Origin of the sequence: Duganella fentianensis, from assembly GCF_009857835.1 — a bacterium.
GTDB lineage: Bacteria > Pseudomonadota > Gammaproteobacteria > Burkholderiales > Burkholderiaceae_D > Rugamonas > Rugamonas fentianensis.
On the sequence record NZ_WWCL01000004.1, the window covers coordinates 292,192 to 309,164 of the forward strand.

17 protein-coding genes are annotated in these 16,973 nt (G+C 62.1%); 10 read left to right on the forward strand and 7 right to left on the reverse strand.

The window, feature by feature from the left end:
* Positions 1-104: 104 nt before the first annotated feature.
* The 3 genes from GTP23_RS18365 to pcp all read left to right on the forward strand — a co-directional run bounded on the left by GTP23_RS18365 (position 105) and on the right by pcp (position 2,503).
* The gene (locus GTP23_RS18365) at positions 105-812 is read left to right on the forward strand and encodes a DUF969 domain-containing protein (RefSeq protein ID WP_371866945.1); all 708 of its coding nucleotides are present in this window, start codon (positions 105-107) and stop codon (positions 810-812) included.
* Entirely contained in the window at positions 809-1,765 is a 957-nt protein-coding gene (locus GTP23_RS18370; RefSeq protein ID WP_161036450.1) for a DUF979 domain-containing protein, read from the forward strand. Before GTP23_RS18365 ends, GTP23_RS18370 begins: the two co-directional genes overlap by 4 nt.
* A gap of 87 nt (positions 1,766-1,852) precedes the next feature.
* A complete protein-coding gene (pcp, locus tag GTP23_RS18375; RefSeq protein WP_161036451.1) occupies positions 1,853-2,503 on the forward strand; it encodes a pyroglutamyl-peptidase I in 651 nt (216 codons plus the stop codon).
* A gap of 42 nt (positions 2,504-2,545) precedes the next feature.
* Here pcp and GTP23_RS18380 read toward each other — a convergent pair whose 3' ends face one another.
* Genes GTP23_RS18380 through GTP23_RS18390 form a run of 3 tightly spaced genes read right to left on the reverse strand, consistent with a single transcriptional unit; the run spans position 2,546 to position 5,554 of the window.
* A complete protein-coding gene (locus GTP23_RS18380) occupies positions 2,546-3,448 on the reverse strand; it encodes a LysR family transcriptional regulator (RefSeq protein ID WP_161036452.1) in 903 nt (300 codons plus the stop codon).
* A gap of 16 nt (positions 3,449-3,464) precedes the next feature.
* A complete protein-coding gene (locus tag GTP23_RS18385) occupies positions 3,465-4,382 on the reverse strand; it encodes a pseudouridine-5'-phosphate glycosidase (protein WP_161036453.1) in 918 nt (305 codons plus the stop codon).
* A 29-nt stretch (positions 4,383-4,411) separates the two neighbouring features.
* Entirely contained in the window at positions 4,412-5,554 is a 1,143-nt protein-coding gene (locus tag GTP23_RS18390; RefSeq protein ID WP_161036454.1) for a carbohydrate kinase, read from the reverse strand.
* A 263-nt stretch (positions 5,555-5,817) separates the two neighbouring features.
* Here GTP23_RS18390 and xapA point away from each other — a divergent pair, with 263 nt between their 5' ends.
* The 7 genes from xapA to GTP23_RS18425 all read left to right on the forward strand — a co-directional run bounded on the left by xapA (position 5,818) and on the right by GTP23_RS18425 (position 14,412).
* Entirely contained in the window at positions 5,818-6,669 is an 852-nt protein-coding gene (gene xapA, locus GTP23_RS18395) for a xanthosine phosphorylase (RefSeq protein ID WP_161036455.1), read from the forward strand.
* Between the two features lie 52 nt (positions 6,670-6,721).
* A complete protein-coding gene (locus tag GTP23_RS18400) occupies positions 6,722-7,915 on the forward strand; it encodes a phosphopentomutase (RefSeq protein WP_161036456.1) in 1,194 nt (397 codons plus the stop codon).
* Complete coding sequence (gene deoC / locus GTP23_RS18405; protein ID WP_155434418.1) at positions 7,912-8,874, forward strand: deoxyribose-phosphate aldolase; 963 nt, start codon at positions 7,912-7,914, stop codon at positions 8,872-8,874. Before GTP23_RS18400 ends, deoC begins: the two co-directional genes overlap by 4 nt.
* 42 nt (positions 8,875-8,916) lie before the next feature.
* Complete coding sequence (locus GTP23_RS18410) at positions 8,917-11,304, forward strand: aldehyde dehydrogenase family protein (protein WP_371866946.1); 2,388 nt, start codon at positions 8,917-8,919, stop codon at positions 11,302-11,304.
* A gap of 99 nt (positions 11,305-11,403) precedes the next feature.
* Positions 11,404-12,726 (forward strand): thymidine phosphorylase, encoded by a 1,323-nt coding sequence (gene deoA, locus GTP23_RS18415; RefSeq protein ID WP_161036457.1) that lies wholly within the window; start codon positions 11,404-11,406, stop codon positions 12,724-12,726.
* Between the two features lie 15 nt (positions 12,727-12,741).
* On the forward strand, positions 12,742-13,146 hold the full coding sequence (locus GTP23_RS18420) for a cytidine deaminase (RefSeq protein WP_161036458.1): 405 nt from the start codon (positions 12,742-12,744) through the stop codon (positions 13,144-13,146).
* A gap of 30 nt (positions 13,147-13,176) precedes the next feature.
* The gene (locus tag GTP23_RS18425; RefSeq protein WP_161036459.1) at positions 13,177-14,412 is read left to right on the forward strand and encodes a cytidine/deoxycytidylate deaminase family protein; all 1,236 of its coding nucleotides are present in this window, start codon (positions 13,177-13,179) and stop codon (positions 14,410-14,412) included.
* On the opposite strand, the gene GTP23_RS18430 is transcribed toward GTP23_RS18425, so the two are convergent.
* The 4 genes from GTP23_RS18430 to GTP23_RS18445 all read right to left on the reverse strand — a co-directional run bounded on the left by GTP23_RS18430 (position 14,370) and on the right by GTP23_RS18445 (position 16,864).
* Positions 14,370-14,819 (reverse strand): VOC family protein, encoded by a 450-nt coding sequence (locus GTP23_RS18430; RefSeq protein WP_161036460.1) that lies wholly within the window; start codon positions 14,817-14,819, stop codon positions 14,370-14,372. The two genes, GTP23_RS18425 and GTP23_RS18430, sit on opposite strands and share 43 nt — an antisense overlap.
* Before the next feature lie 79 nt (positions 14,820-14,898).
* Positions 14,899-15,675, reverse strand: coding sequence for a LytR/AlgR family response regulator transcription factor (locus GTP23_RS18435; RefSeq protein ID WP_161036461.1), 777 nt, complete (start codon positions 15,673-15,675; stop codon positions 14,899-14,901).
* The gene (locus tag GTP23_RS18440; RefSeq protein WP_161036462.1) at positions 15,672-16,601 is read right to left on the reverse strand and encodes a sensor histidine kinase; all 930 of its coding nucleotides are present in this window, start codon (positions 16,599-16,601) and stop codon (positions 15,672-15,674) included. The genes GTP23_RS18435 and GTP23_RS18440 overlap by 4 nt, the downstream gene beginning before the upstream one ends.
* Complete coding sequence (locus tag GTP23_RS18445) at positions 16,601-16,864, reverse strand: hypothetical protein (protein WP_161036463.1); 264 nt, start codon at positions 16,862-16,864, stop codon at positions 16,601-16,603. Before GTP23_RS18445 ends, GTP23_RS18440 begins: the two co-directional genes overlap by 1 nt.
* Between the last annotated feature and the right edge of the window lie 109 nt (positions 16,865-16,973).

A 16,973-nucleotide genomic window follows, 5' to 3' on the forward strand; every position in this document is an offset into this window, starting at 1 on the left:
GCACGTTGTTGCACTGCGGCTTTAAACCGGCCGCAATCTGGCTTATGCTAGTGATCCCCGTCCACCGCAAGGTGGCGGGGATTTTTTCTATTCGGGGAGTGTTCGTGCAACAAACTGTCGTCAATCTCTGGCCACTGATAGGCGTGGCCGTCATTATTCTGGGCTTTGCCTTGCGCGCCCATCCGGTACTGGTGGTGATCGCCGCCTGCGCGGTCACGGGGCTGGCCGCAGCCATGCCGGTGCACCAGTTGCTGGAATCGCTGGGTAAGGCCTTCGTCAAGACGCGCAACCTGCCGCTGATATTGCTGCTGCCGCTGGCCGCCATCGGCCTGCTGGAGCGCTACGGACTGAAAGAGCATGCACAGGCGTCGATCGCGCGCATCCGCTCCGCCACCACGGGCCGTCTGCTGATCGTGTATCTGGCGATCCGCGAGCTGAGCGCGGCCTTCGGCCTGACCAGCCTCGGTGGCCATCCGAATATGGTGCGCCCGCTGGTGGCGCCGATGGCGCAGGGCGCGGCCGAAGTGCGCTATCCGGCGCTGACGGACGAACTGCGGCACCGCATCCGCGCCATGGCGGCAGCCACCGATAATGTCGGCCTGTTCTTCGGCGAAGACGTGTTCGTCGCCTTCGGCGCCATTGTCCTGATGCAGACCATCCTGCGCGGCGAAGGGCTGGAAGTCGATCCGCTGCACATCGCCATGTGGGGCATACCGACTGCAGTGACAGCCTTCCTGATTCACTCGTGGCGGCTGCACCGGCTCGATGCGGAAATCGCCCGGGCCATGCAGCGCGGGGAGGGCCAGCCATGATCGTCAAACTGGACTGGTTCATAGTCATCGTCGGCCTGCTGCTGTTGTCGGCCGCCGTGATGGCGCTGCTCGACCGCGACAATCCCAAGCGTTACAGCAGTGCTCTGTTCTGGGGACTGTACGCAGTCATCTATCTGGCTGGCGAGCAGATACCACCAGCCGTGACGGGCCTGATGATGGTGCTGATGGCACTGCTGGCCGGTTTCGGCGGTGTGGCGCTGGGGCGCCACAGCGAGCGCACGGCGCAGCAACGCAAGGATAGTGCGCAGCGACTGGGTCACCGCCTGCTGATACCGGCGCTGCTGATACCCGTCACCACCATGATAGGCTCCACGCTGCTGAAAGATGTGCAGATAGGCGGCGCGCTGCTGCTCGATCCGAAAAACCTCACGCTGGTCAGCCTGGGCTGCGGTTCGCTGCTGGCGGTAGCCACAGCCTGCTGGCTGACCCGCGCCACGCCGCTGCAGGCACTGCGCGAATCGCGCCGCCTGATGGACCATCTGGGCTGGGCGCTGGTGCTGCCCCACATGCTGGCTGTACTCGGGTTGCTGTTCACGGAAGTCGGCATGGGCAAGGCGGTTGCCCACATAGTGACCTCCTACATCAACCTCGATATCCGGCTGGTGGCCGTGGCTGTGTACTGCATAGGTATGGCGCTGTTCACCATCATCATGGGGAACGGCTTTGCGGCCTTCCCTGTGATCGCGGGCGGCGTCGGCATTCCTGTGCTGGTGGGCGTGTATCACGCCAATCCGGCCGTGATGGCGGCCATAGGTATGTTCAGTGCCTACTGTGGCACGCTGATGACGCCGATGGCGGCCAACTTCAACATCGTGCCGGCTGCGTTGCTGGAGCTGCCCGACAAGAATGCCGTAATCCGTGCCCAGATAGGTACGGCGCTGCCTCTACTGCTTGCAAATATTGCACTTCTTTATTTTTTAATGAATCTCTGAACGTGGCCAGATTAGAGTAGAGTAGCGCAGCATTGGGCGAGTGCTGCGCAGGTCAGTGCCGCCCCGCATATCGCGGAGTTGAGCAAGATGGAAAAAATAATATTGTTGACGGGCTTCGAGCCGTTCAATCAGGAGAAGATCAATCCCTCGTGGGAAGCCGTGCGGGCTTTGCAGGGCTGGCGTGAAGGCGACTTCGTCGTGCATGCGCGCCAGCTGCCTTGCGTGTTCGGTAGTTCGGCGCGCATGCTGCATCAAGCCATCGAGGAGCTACAGCCCAGTGTGGTGATCGGCGTGGGGCAGGCTGGTGGTCGTGTCGATATGTCGGTGGAGCGCATCGCCATCAACATCGACGATGCACCGATAGCCGATAACAAGAAGCGCCAGATTGTGGACCAGCCCGTCGTCAACGATGGTCCGGCCGCCTACTTCGCTACCCTGCCTATCAAGGCCATCGTGCATGCGATCCGCGAAGCGGGGCTGCCTTCATCCGTGTCGCATACTGCGGGCACCTATGTGTGTAACCACGTGTTCTATAGCCTGATGCATCAGGCGCACGAGTGGGGCACCACCATGCGCGCCGGTTTTATTCACATTCCCTATCTGCCGCAGCAGGCGGCGGCTCATCCCGGTGCTGCCAGCATGAAGCTGGACGATATGATAGAAGGCTTGCGCATTGCCGTGCGCACCACGCTGGCCTACGACGTCGACATGCGCGAAGCGGGCGGCGTGACTCACTAATCCGGCACGCGGTGCCCGCCTTGCGAGCGCGGCGCGCTGCAATCAGGCAGCCGGTGGATTGAGGATGTTGAGGAAAGCCCGCACCACGGGCGCATCGTCCAGTGTGGTGTAGGTGATATACAGATTGGCCGAAGGTGGATTGGTGCGGATAGGTACGAACACCACACCGGGCCAGCCTATGCGGCTGGTGGTCTCCGGCATCAGCGCCACGCCCAGTCCTGCACCCACCATGGCCAGCAGGGTCTGCGGCTCGGAGGCTTCCTGAAAAATCGTCGGCTGGAAACCGGCCTTGACGCAGCACTGGATCAGGTAGCGCGGGAAGGAGGACTTGTCGAGCGCCAGCGTCAGCATGGGTTCTTCGGCGATGTCACTGAGTTCGATCGCCTCTTCCTTGGCCAGCGGGTGGTGCTCGTTGATGGCCACGCACACATCTTCGCGGAAGCACAGTTCCTGACGCAGATTGTCGCGCTTCAGGTCTTCTTCATCGAGGCGCGGCTCGCGCCAGAAGCCCACGTCTACCTGTTTGGCACGCAGCGCTTCGTACTGCAGGGTGGGGCCCAGTTCGTGGATGGTCCACGTCACGCGCGGATACTTGGTCTGGAATTCTTCCAGCAGGCTGGGTATCGGTCCCCACATGGCGGAACCGACGATGCCCACGCGCAGGCGGCCCACTTCGCCCCGGTCGATCTGACGTATGGTATCGACCGTCATGCGCATCTTGGCCAGCAGGTCGGTGGCTTCCTGCATCAGCGCCTTGCCTGCAACCGTCAGTTCGAAGGTGCGGGTGGTGCGGGCAAACAGCTTGACTCCCAGTTCGCTCTCCAGCTTCATGATCTGCTGGCTCAGAGGCGGTTGCGAAATGTGCAGCCGTTCGGCGGCGCGGCTGAAGCTTTTTTCTTCTGCCACGGCGAGGAAATACTTGAGTTGTTTCAGATCGATCGACATAGGGAGCGAGCCTGCTTCAGTTCTGGTGCGCGTGCATGGCCAGTGCCAGTGCGGCGCCGCAGCGCGCATTGTTCTTGACCAGTGCGATGTTGGTGGCGAGGCTGCGGCCATCGGTCAGCTGCTTGATGCGGCTGAGCAGGAAAGGTGTGACCTGTTTGCCCGTAATGCCTTGCGCGTCGGCTTCCTGCAAAGCCTGTTCCGTGATGGCGTCGATCTCCGCTTTTGGCATCGCTTCGGCCGCCGGTACCGGGTTGCTGACCACCACGCCGCCCTTCAGGCCCAGCTGCCATTTGGTGTGGATGAAGGCTGCCTGTTCGGCTGGCGTATCGAGCTGGAAGTCGGCATTGAAGCCGCTCTCGCGCGTGAAGAAGGCAGGGAAGCCGCGCTGGCCCACGCTCACCACCGGCACGCCGTAGGTTTCCAGATATTCCAGCGTGAGGCCGATATCGAGGATGGATTTGACACCCGCGCAGACCACGGCGACCGAAGTGTGGGCCAGTTCCTGCAGGTCGGCCGAGATGTCGAAGCTGGTTTCGGCGCCGCGGTGTACGCCGCCTATGCCGCCCGTGACGAACACGCTGATGCCGGCCAGTTCGGCGCAGATCATGGTGGCGGCGACGGTGGTGGCGCCCAGCTTGCGCTGTGCCAGCACGAAGGGCAGGTCGCGCCGGCTGACTTTCATGGCGTCCGGCGAAGTACCCAGCAGTTCCAGTTGCTGGTCATTGAGGCCGATGCAGATCTTGCCATCGATGATGGCGATGGTGGCCGGTACTGCACCGGCAGCGCGGATGATCTGTTCCACTTCGCGCGCCATCTGCACGTTCTGCGGGTAGGGCATGCCGTGCGAGATGATGGTCGATTCCAGTGCCACGATGGCTTTGCCGGCGGCGCGGGCGGCGGCTACTTCCGGCGAATAGAGCAGAAACTGCTGCATGAGTGTTCCTTACGGTTTGAGACTGCGGTTTAAGACTGATTTGGGAAGAGGGGCGGATGGTAGTCCGCCGACAGATCGAAGTCGTGGATTTCGTCCAGCACGTCCGCGGCCAGCATGGGCGATACCGTGTCCTGCGTCTCCAGCGTCATGGCGGCCACTTTCAGGCCGCGGCGGCAGGCCAGCGTCAGATCCTGGCTGCCCTGATACAGCGACCAGCACACGGCCGCCGAAAAGGCATCGCCGGCGCCGGTAACATCCACCACTTCCACCTGATGGGCCGGCAGCCAGACCAGCTCCGTGCCGCGCGTGTGGTACACGCCATGGCTGCCGCAGGTGACGATCAGGTCTTGCGCACCTTCGGCCTGCACGCTCTGGCAGGCGGCGCGCACGTCGGCTTCCGTGGGCAGGGCGCGGCCCACACGGGTTTCCAGTTCGCCGCGGTTGAGAATCAGCAGGCGCAGACCGCGCAGATCGGCCGGCAGGTGGCTCATCTTGGGCTGCGAGACGGCGATGACGATCAGCGGAACATTGTCGGCGCGCGCACTTTCCAGCAGCAGGGCCACGCTGGCGTGCGGCAGGTTGAGGTCCACCACCGTCATGGCGGCGGAAGCGCGCAGCGGCTGGCGGCTGGTGAGGAATTCCGGGGTGATGCGGTCGTACAGGGCCATATCGGCCAGCGCCAGTACCAGTTCACCGCGTTCGTCGAGGATCGCGGTGTAAGTGCCGCTGGCCGTGTCGGACAGCTTCAGACTGCCGCGCGTATCGATACCGGCGCGCTCGGCCTGATCCTGCAGGGTGCGGCCGGCGGCATCATCGCCAAAGGCGGTGAGCAGGGCGGCCGGCAGGTTGAGGCGGGCCAGATTTTCCGAAATATTGCGTGCCACGCCGCCATGCACTTCTTCCGCCGTGGCCGGATTCGAGGTGCCATGCTGCAGTGGCGCGATGCTGCGCAGCTTGCGGTCCAGATTGGCAGCGCCTATACATAGTACAGGGCGCTTGTCGGGCAGCACATAGGCGCGCCCCAGCAGGCGGCGTTCGCGGATCAGGCTGGCGATATGGCCAGCCACGGCGGAACGCGACAGGCGCAATTCCACCGCCAGATCCTGCTGCGAAATGAAGGGATTGGCGCGGATCAGCTGATATAACTGGTCTTTTTTAGAGGCGTCGGACATGGCGATGCAGTGTAGGGCCGGAAATGCAGCGGCGGATTCCGGCTGATTAAACAATTGTTTGCTAGTTTAAACATTTGTTCATATAGCGTCAATCCCGCTTGCTGGCGTCAATACTGATCCACATAATACTCCTGATTTATATGTAATTCGTATAAATGTGTAAGAAAAATGGTATTTGCCATACATATGGCCGATGATGCATAGTGTCGGCTTCAGTCCCATGCTGTGCCCCGCGCGGGCTTCCCTAAAATTAGAGGATCTTCATGTCGAACAATTCCCCATTCCAGGCTGCTGACATTATTCGTGCCCGTATTAGTGCTGGTCTTCCTGCCGGTTTCAAACCACGTGTTGCCCTGATTCTGGGCTCCGGTCTGGGTGTGTTGGCCGAACAGATGAGCAATCCTGTCACCATCAGCTACGACGAACTGCCGGGCTTCCCGATCAGCACCGTGCACGGCCATGCCGGTGAACTGGTGATCGGCACGCTGGCGGGCGTCGATGTGGTGTGCATGAAGGGCCGCGGCCACGTCTACGAAGGCTATGGTCTGGGCGTGATGACCAGCGCCGTGCGCACCATCAAGCTGCTGGGCTGCGAAATGCTGTTCGTGACCAATGCGGCCGGTTCGCTGCGCACCGAAGTGGACGCCGGTTCGCTGGTGGCGCTGACCGACCATATCAACTTCCTGCCGGGCACCCCGATGATGGGCCCGAACGACGAGCGTTTCGGTCCGCGCTTCTTCAGCATGGCCAATGCCTACGATGCCGACCTGCGCGCACTGCTGCACGCTTCGGCCAAAGAGAAGAGCGTGACGCTGCACGAGGGCGTGTACATCGCCTACGCCGGTCCTAACTTCGAAACTCCGGCCGAAATCCGCGCCTTCAAGACGCTGGGCGCCGATGTCGTCGGTATGTCGGTAGTGCCGGAAGTGGTGTCGGCCCGTCACTGCGGCCTGAAGGTAGTGGGCGTTTCGGCGATTACCAATCTGGCCGAAGGCCTGTCGCCGTTCCCGCTGTCGCATGAACAGACGCTGAAATATGCTGCCGTGGCAGCGACCTCGCTGATCGACGTGATTCTGGCTTTCCTGAGCAACGTCGCCAAAACGCAGCAGGCGTAACAACCCCGAGGGGCGGCTAGTCCGCCCCTTTGCATTTGAGGAGCTGGAAAACATGAAACGCGCATTTATTCTGCTGCTGGATTCCTTCGGTCTGGGCGCTACGCCAGACGCAGCGAAATACAACGACGCGGGTGCCAACACCTTCGGTCATATCGCCGAGCGCATCGCCGCTGGCGGCCAGCCGCTGGCCCTGCCCACACTGGAAAAACTCGGGCTGGCAGCAGCAGCGCAACTGGCCAGCGGCCAGTGGGCGGCAGGCTTTGACCAGCGCGAAGGCTTTACGGCGGCCTATGGCGCGTCGCGCGAACGCTCGACCGGTAAGGATACCCAGTCCGGTCACTGGGAAATCGCCGGCGTGCCGGTGGAATTCGACTGGGGCTATTTCCCCAAAACGGTACCATCCTTCCCGGCTGCGCTGACGGAAAAGCTGCAGGAACTGGGCAAGGTGCCGGGCTTCCTCGGCGACTGCCACGCTTCGGGCACGGAAATCATCAACAAGCATGGTGATGAACACGTCGCTTCCGGCAAACCGATTATCTACACCTCGGCCGACTCGGTGCTGCAGATCGCGGCGCACGAAGAATCGTTCGGTCTGGAGCGCCTCTACGAACTGTGCGAGATCGCCTTCAAACTGGTCGAACCGTATAACATCGGCCGTGTGATTGCCCGTCCATTCCTGGGCGCCAACGGCAACTACACCCGCACCACCAACCGTCACGACTACGCAGTTGCGCCACCGGCGCCGACGCTGCTCGATCACGTCAAGAACGATGGTGGCGAAGTCATCGCGCTGGGCAAGATCAGCGACATCTTCGCAGCGCAGGGCGTTTCGCGCGTGGTGAAGGGCAAGGACAATATGGCGCTGTTCGACGCGCTGCTGAAAGTACAGCAGGAAGCCGGCGACAAGTCGCTGACCTTTGTGAACTTCGTCGATTTCGATCAGGCTTTCGGTCACCGCCGCGACGTGAACGGCTACGCGCAGGCGCTGCGCGAAATGGATGCGCGTCTGCCGGAATTCATGGCTGGTCTGAAGGAGGGCGATCTGGTCGTACTGACCGCCGACCATGGCTGCGACCCGACCTGGCCCGGTTCCGACCACACCCGCGAGCACATTCCGATGATCTTCTTCGGCCCGCAGGTGAAGCCGCAGGCACTGCCGATTTCCGAAACCTTCTCCGACATCGGCCAGACTCTGGCCCACCACCTCGGCGTCAAACCACTTTCCAACGGAAGCAATCTGTTATGACCATCATCTCCGACTTCAAGCGCAACGAAGCGGTCCCCCTCGATCTGGGCTGGATCAATCACATCCACATCAACAAGAGTGCAGCCGACCGTCGCGCTGCCAGTCTGGCCAATCGCCGCACGGTGAAGAAGGAATATCAGGCAGCATGGCTGATCAAGGCCATCGGCCTGATCGACCTGACCACGCTGTCCGGCGACGATACGCCGGGCCGTGTGGAGCGCCTGTGCATGAAGGCCATGCGCCCGCTGCGCAGCGATCTGGTGGAAGCCATGGGCCTGCAGGACTACCCGCTGACCACTGGCGCCGTATGCGTGTATCACGAGATGATCAAACCGGCCGTGCAGGTGCTGCAAGGCCGTCTGCCGATTGCTGCCGTTTCGACCGGTTTCCCGGCTGGCCTCACCAGCATGGAAACCAAGGTGCGCGAGATCGAACTGTCGGTCGCTGCTGGCGCTACCGAGATCGACATCGTCATCACCCGCCAGCACGTGCTGACGGGGAACTGGCAGGCGCTGTACGACGAAATGCTGGCCTACCGCAAAGCCTGCGGCGAAGCCCACGTGAAAGCCATTCTGGCGACCGGTGAACTGGTGACGCTGGAAAACGTCGCGAAAGCGTCGTGGGTGTGCATGATGGCTGGTGCCGATTTCATCAAGACTTCGACCGGCAAGGAACCTGTCAACGCCACCATTCCTGTATCGCTGACTATGGTGCGTGCGATCCGCGACTACCACGAGCAGACCGGCTTCAAGATCGGCTACAAGCCAGCCGGTGGCGTGAGCACGGCCAAGGCTGCGCTGCAATACCTGACGCTGATGAAAGAAGAACTGGGTAATGAGTGGCTGCAGCCGCACCTGTTCCGTATTGGTGCTTCCAGCCTGCTGACCGACATCGAACGTCAGCTCGAGCACTATGTGACCGGCAATTACTCGGCCGCCCATCGTCACGCGCTGCCATAAGCATTCAGCGCGCACCTTAGCCTACAGAATATCGGACACGTCATGCCATCAATTAAAGAGATCCTCAACACCATGGAATACGGCCCTGCACCCGAAAGCACGAAAGAAGCGCAAGCATGGCTGGACCAGCATGGCCGTAGCTTCGGCCTGTTCATCAATAACCAATGGAGCGAAGCAGGTGAGCTGTTCGCCTCCATCAATCCGGCCGACGCCAGCAAGCTGGCCGACCTGACGCAGGCCACCGCCAGCGACGTCGATCGCGCCGTGGCGGCAGCACGCGCTGCGCAGCCGGGCTGGCAGGCACTGGGCGGTCATGGCCGCGCCAAGATCATGTACGCACTGGCCCGTCTGATGCAGAAGCACGCGCGCCTGTTCGCCGTGCTGGAAACGCTGGACAACGGCAAGACCATCCGCGAAACCCGCGATGTCGATCTGCCGCTGGTGGCGCGTCACTTCTACCACCACGCCGGCTGGGCCCAGCTGCAGGCGGAAGAATTTGCCGACTACCGCGCCGTGGGCGTGGTGGGCCAGATCGTGCCGTGGAACTTCCCGCTGCTGATGCTGGCATGGAAAATCGCGCCTGCCATGGCAGCCGGTAATACCATCGTTTTCAAACCAGCCGAATTCACTTCGCTGACTGCCATGCTGTTCGCCGAGATCTGCGTACAGGCTGGCGTACCGGCCGGTGTGGTCAACATCGTTACGGGCGACGGCCGCGTAGGTGAAGCCATCGTCACCCATCCGGGCATCGACAAGCTGGCCTTTACCGGCTCGACCGAAGTCGGTCGCCTGATCCGTCAGGCCAGCGCCGGTAGCGGCAAGAAGCTGTCACTGGAACTGGGCGGCAAGTCGCCATTCATCGTGTTCGACGATGCCGATCTGGATGCTGCGGTCGAAGGTCTGGTCGATTCGATCTGGTTCAATCAGGGGCAGGTATGCTGCGCCGGTTCGCGCCTGCTGGTGCAGGAATCCGTGCAGGATAAATTCCTTGCCAAGCTGCGCGCCCGCATGGACAAGCTGACCCTCGGTTCGCCGCTGGACAAGTCGATGGATATCGGTGCACTGGTCGATCCTATCCAGCAGCAGCGTATTGCCGGTCTGGTAGAGTCGGCGCGCGCCGAAGGCTGCACCGTGTACCAGCCAGCGTGCGAAATCCCTGCCAATGGCGCATGGTATCCGCCTACCCTGATTACCGGCGCATCCACGTCCGCTGCGGTAGCGCAGGCAGAAATCTTCGGCCCGGTGCTGGTGGCGATGAGCTTCCGCACCCCGCCGGAAGCTGTGCAACTGGCCAACAACACTGTGTATGGTCTGGCTGCCTGCGTGTGGACCGAGAACATCTCGCTGGCGCTGGACATGGCACCGCAGATCAAGGCTGGCGTGGTGTGGATTAACACTGCCAACCAGTTCGACGCCGCTTGCGGCTTCGGTGGCTACCGCGAATCGGGCTATGGCCGCGAAGGTGGCCGCGAAGGCATGTACGAATACATGACGGCACTGGCCGAAGATGCCCGTCCTGCCGCACCGGTACAGCCGGAGCAAGGCAAGGCCAAAGCCAAGGCCACGCTGGCGACCGGCGGCGGTTTCGCTATCGACCGTACGGCCAAGCTGTACATCGGCGGCAAACAGGCCCGCCCTGACGGCGCCTACAGCCGCGCCATCAACGGCGTGGATGGCAGTTTCATCGCCGAAGTGGGCGAAGGCAACCGCAAGGACATCCGCAACGCTGTCGAAGCCGCGCACAAAGCTGGCGGCTGGAGCAAGGCCACGGCCCACAATCGCGCGCAAGTGCTGTACTACATCGCCGAAAATCTGGCGGCACGTGCCGACGAATTCGCTGCCCGCATCGCCGCCATGACGGGCGACCGCAATGCCGAAAAAGAAGTGCAGGCATCCATCGAGCGTCTGTTCTACTACGCTGCATGGGCCGACAAATACGACGGTCTGGCACACCAGCCGCCTATGCACGGCATTACCGTGGCACTCAATGAACCGATCGGCGTGATCGGCATCGTCTGCCCGAACGAAGCACCGCTGCTGGGCTTCATCTCGCTGGTAGCACCAGCCATCGCCGTGGGCAACCGCGTGGTGGTAGTGCCGTCGGAAGCCCATCCGCTGTCGGCCACCGATCTGTATCAGGTGTTCGATACTTCCGATCTGCCGGGTGGTGTGGTCAACATCATCACCGGCAGCGCGGACGAGCTGGCGCGCACGCTGGCGACTCACAGCGATATCGATGCCGTGTGGCGCCACGATGGTTCGGCCGCCGGTTGCGCCGAAGTGGAGCGCCTGTCGGCTGGTTCGCTCAAGCGTACCTGGGTAGGTGGCGCCAAAGGCCGCGACTGGTACAGCACGGCGCAAGCCGGTGGCCGTGCCGTGCTGGCCCACGCCACGCAAGTAAAAAATATCTGGATTCCTTACGGCGTTTAAGCCGCCAAGGACTGCCAGCGCCGCATAAAAGCGGCAAAGTAGGGCGGGTCTGCGGACCCGCCTTTGTGCTTTCAATACCTTATACCAGTGGAGTGTTCCATGTTTTTACCTCAAGAGATCATACGCAAGAAGCGTGACGGCGGTGTACTGAGTGCCGCAGAGATCCAGTTCTTTGTAGGCGGGATTACCTCCAACCGCGTGACCGAAGGCCAGATCGCCGCACTGGCGATGGCCGTATTCTTCAACGATATGACGATGGACGAACGCGTGGCCTTCACGCTGGCCATGCGTGATTCGGGCGAAGTGCTGGACTGGCGCTCGCTCGATCTGAACGGCCCCGTCGTCGACAAGCATTCGACCGGCGGCGTGGGCGACGTTGTGTCGCTGCTGCTGGGCCCTATGGTGGCAGCTTGCGGCGGCTATGTGCCGATGATTTCCGGTCGCGGTCTGGGCCACACCGGTGGCACGCTGGATAAATTCGATTCCATCCCCGGCTATACGACGGTGCCGGACAATGCGCTGTTCCGCAAAGTGGTGAAAGAAGTGGGCGTGGCCATCATCGGCCAGACCTCGTCGCTGGCACCTTCGGACAAGATCTTCTACGGCGTGCGCGATGTGACGGCAACGGTGGAATCGGTGGCCATGATTACCGGCTCCATCCTGTCGAAAAAACTTTCGGCCGGTCTGGATGCACTGGCGATGGACGTGAAAGTGGGCAGCGGCGCCTTCATGCCGACCTACGAAAAATCGGTGGAACTGGCCGACAGCATCGTCAAAGTGGGTAATGGTGCCGGCATGATGACCTCGGCCATCCTGACCGATATGAACGAATCGCTGGCACCGTATGCGGGCAACGCCATCGAAGTGCGCGGCGCGCTCGACTACCTGAGCGGCCGTTCGCGTCCGGCCCGTCTGCATGAAGTCACCATGGCGCTGTGCGCCGAAATGCTGGTGCTCGGTAAGCTGGCCGCCAACGAAACGGAGGCCCGTGCCAAGCTGCAGGCCTGCCTCGATAACGGCAGCGCAGCGGAGCGCTTTGCCCGCATGGTGGTGGCACTCGGTGGCCCGGCCGATCTGATGGAAAATCCCGATCGCCATCTGGAACGCGCGCCTATCGTGGTGCCGGCACCTGCCCTGAGCGCAGGCTATGCCAGCAGCACGGATTGCCGTGGTCTGGGTCTGGCCGTGGTCAGCCTTGGTGGTGGCCGTCGCCGTGCCGCCGATCCGATCGACTTCGCGGTGGGTCTGACCGATCTGGTCGGCCTGGGCGACAAGGTGGAAGCGGGCCAGCCGCTGGCCATGGTGCATGCGCGCACACAGGAAGCGGCCGACCAGGCCGTGCGTGAAGTACAGGCGGCCTACCAGATCAGTGCCCTGGCACCGGCTGCCAATCCGGTAATTTATCGTACCATTCGCCCTTAAACGGAAAGACGCTAGATGAATAAACAGGAACTGATTGCTGCTGCTGCCGTGGCGCGGCTCAAGGCGTATGCGCCATATTCCAATTTCAAGGTGGGGGCAGCGCTGCTGACCCGCGATGGCAAGTTATTCCATGGCTGTAATGTGGAGAACGCTTCCTATGGTCTGTGCAATTGCGCCGAGCGTACTGCCTTCTTCAGCGCCATCGCTGAAGGCTACCAGCCCGGTGATTTCGCCCAGCTGGCAGTGATCGGCGAAACGGAAGGCCCGATTGCACCATGCGGCGCCTGCCGTCAGGTGATACTGGAACTGGGCGGTAACGAGCTGCCCGTGCTGCTGACCAATCTGAAAGGCGATGTGTTCGAAACCACGGCGGCGGCGCAATTGCCCAACGCTTTTGGTGGCGCCGATCTGAAGAAGTGATGACGCAGTAAAACGTAGAAGAAATCCGGCATGGCCTACAAGAAAACCATCGATGTGCAAGCTGCCGTGGCGATTGCTGCGGCAGAAGCCATCAGCGCCAAGACTCAGGGTACCTTCGGAGTCGGCGGCCTGATGCTGGACCAGCACGGCAACGTGCTGCAGTCCGTGCACAGCAATGTGATCAAGCAGGGCCTGATTTTCGATCCGACCGCCCATGCCGAACGCCAGCTGATCGACTGGTACTACGCAGAAAAAGCCCGTGGTGCGGTGCTGCCGGCACCGTGCGACGTCACCATCGTGACTTCGCTCGATCCCTGCTGTATGTGTACCGGGGCGATACTGGCGGCCGGTTTCAATGTGCTGGTGGCGGCGCCCGACCTCAGCGCCGGCATCAACTACGACGGCGCGGCCAGCTTCGTTGCACTGCCGGCAGCGTTGCGGACGCAGGCAGCCGCCAGTTTCAGCTATCCGGCGGTGCTGGGCGCTTCGTCCTACCGGCGCAGTGCATCCGGTGCCGCCCCCAAGTCCTTCTTCATCGGTAAGACGATAGCGGAACCGACCCAGGCGCTGTGCTCGCTGGTGTTCGAAGCCACCTCGGAAGCCGTGCTGGCACTGTTCCAGAATGATCTGCCGCGCGAGCAGCTGCGCGATCCTGCCACGCTGCCAGCCGACCATGCCATCGTGCAGGGCCTCAAGCAGCTGTATCCCGATGCGCTCACGCACCGCTGCATGCCGCAGCAGCCCGACGCGGGGCTGGCGCCCTTCCTCCGGCAGGCCATGCAGCGCGACCGCGAACATGGCGGCGCTGGCGATGCGGTGGCGCTGCTGGACGGCTTCGGCAATCTGCTGCTGTGTATGAGCGGGCGTCTGAGCCAGTCCGGTATCCGCAGCGCCTTCATGGAAACCACCCGCGCCTACGCCCAGTTACGCTACAAGCTGATGGCCGGTGCTACGCCGGAACGCCAGCAGGAAGTGCAGCAGTATCTGGGCCACCCGAAAGAAGGCACGTTTGTGTTTGCGCTGGGACCGGATGACAGCGCCCTGAGTTTCATGAATCTGGGCGCTTATGGTTCTACCATGGAAGGGCCGCTACCCATCTACAATCCGGCCCAGTTCCAGTACGTACTGCCGCGCCTGTCGGACGCGGCACTGGAACAGCTGTGCGCAGCCATGCCGCCGCTGTACCGCGACGTGATCCGGATACGCCCTGTGGCCGTGGCCGATCAGCTGCTGGCCAGCGAACTGAGTGCCTGCGCCGGATCGTAAGTTCCTATACTCCAGATGTGGCCCTCGGGGTCACGGCAGGTAAAGCCCCGGCCGCCGTAATCTTCATCCTGAATATCCAGCACTATCTGGCCACCCATTTCACGTACGCGGTCGTACACGGTGTCGGCATCATTGACTACCAGATAGGTACTCTGGGTGACGAACTGGCCGATGTCCTGCGGCTGTTTGAGCAGGCGGCCATATTCCGTATCGACCACCGAAGCGAGCATGATCATGCTGCTGCCAAAGCCTAGCTGGGCGTGGGCGATGCTGCCGTCTTCGTTCGGTACGACCAGCGTGGCCGTGAAGCCGAAGGTAGTACATAGCCAGTCGATGGCGGCAGGTGCGTCGCGGTAGCGCATGCAGGGCACGACATTGCATAGCGTGGTCTTGGGTATGCTGTCCATATTACTCTCCAGTAGGTGGTTAGAATGGATATACTCGACGTAGCGCAAGCAGTATAGCCCGATGCGGGGGCAGGGCTGATTACATTTGCTGGAACAAATGAGTGTTGCCGCGGCTTACTTCCAGCGCTTCGTCTGCACCTTTCACTTTCACCATCTGGCGTCCGCGCAGATCGCGCCCCACCGAATCGATGGCGTCCACCCGTACCAGTGTGGAGCGGTGGATGCGCCAGAATTCATCGGGGTCGAGTTCCTCGGCCAGCTCTTTCAGCGGTTTGCGGATCAGCACTTCGCCCTGCGGTGTGCGTACCCGCGTGTATTTTTCATCGGCCTGGAAATACAGGATTTCGCGGGTGCTGATCATGCGCAGGTTCTGCCCCACCTGTGCCTGTATCCAGCGCAGGTATTCGCGTTTCGGCTGCGCCGTGTGCTGGGCCAGCAGGGCACCGAGCTGGCGCGTGATGTCCTGCGGCTGGCTGCCGACCCGTTCCTGCAGGCGTGCGCAGGTGGTTTTGAGGCGCTCGCCGCCGACGGGCTTGAGCAGGTAATCGAGCGCACCCTGTTCGAACGCTTCGATGGCGTACTGGTCGTAGGCCGTGACGAATACCAGATGGCAGCGGTTGAACAGCAGGCGCGCCGCTTCGATGCCGGACATGCCGGGCATGCGGATATCGAGGAAGACGATGTCCGGCTCGTGTTGCGTGGCCAGTTCCACTGCTTCCACGCCGTTCGCCGCTTCCGCCACGATATCCAGCGCGGGCCAGCTTTCCTGCAGGCGGGCGCGCAACTGGGCGCGCATGGGCGCTTCGTCGTCGGCGATCAGGGCGGTCACGCGCTGGCTGCTGGCGGACTGGTTCATTTGGCTGCTCCGGCAAAGATGTCGGGCGCATAGGGCAGGCGTACGCTGGCACGGGTGCCGCCTGTGAGCGGTGCTTCCAGCACCAGCTGGGCGCGGTTGCCGTACAGGATGCGCAGGCGTTCGCGCACATTGGCCAGACCTATACCGTCGGCTGCATGCAGATTGAAGCCTACGCCATCGTCGAGCACGTCCACCTGCAGCACGCCCTGATCGACGCTGGCGCGGATATCGATGCGGCCACCGGCGATCTTCGGTTCCAGCCCGTGCTTGATGGCGTTCTCGATCAGAATCTGCAGCGTCATGACGGGGAAGGTGGCGCTCAGCATTTCCTGCGGCACGTCGATCGAGACAGCCAGACGGGCACCCATGCGGGCCTGCATGATGGCCAGATAGGCGCGCGACATTTCGATCTGGCGGCCCAGCGTGCCGGCACCGGCAGCGCGCATCTGCGGCAGGGTGGCGCGCAGATAGTCGATCAGGTTCTGGTGGATGCGCGCGGCCTGGGGCGGATCCGTTTCGATCAGCTGGCCGATCAGGGCCAGAGTGTTGAACAGGAAGTGCGGCTCCACCTGTGCCTGCAGGGCGGCCATGCGCGCTTCCACCACGCGCCGCTCCATGCTTTCCTCGTCGGCCTGATGGTGGGCATGCAGAGCTTCCAGTTCGGCCTTGCGTTTGCCGCCGGCCAGCACTTTCAGGCCTAGCGACAGCATGATGAAAGCGACAGCCTGTTTCGACAGGCCGAACGGCGTCAGGCCCAGTAGCAGCAACAGCACCCACACGATGATCAGCTTGCGCCACTCGACCTGGGCCAGCCAGTCGAAGAAGCGCCACCAGATCGCCACGGCGGTTTCGCCGATTTCGCGGATCAGGTCGAGCAGACCTTTGGCGTTGGCGTAGCTGCTCTGTGCCAGACGCGACTTGGCCATTAGTTGATGTCCTTGAAGTGCGGATCACGGCGGCCGTGAATGAAGCTGGCACCGACCATGACCTTGAACACCATGAACACCACGAACAGCACCAGCGCCAGCGGCAGGACAGCGACGATCAGCGACAGCAGCAGGGCAGCAGCCAGGATGGCCTGGGGTGACATGCGGCGCAGCAGACGGCCGCCGAAGCGGGCCACGCGCACGAAAGCTTGCAGCACTTCTTCGAGGAAATTGTAGACAGATTGAGCGGTGATCTTTTTCATGATGCGACTCCTGTTTTGTTTGCGATGGAGTTACTTTAGCAAAGCGGTTTTGCGTCGGGGAGCGCGATACGATCAACGGTTGTTTCTGAGGGATAAGTACGGTAAAAGC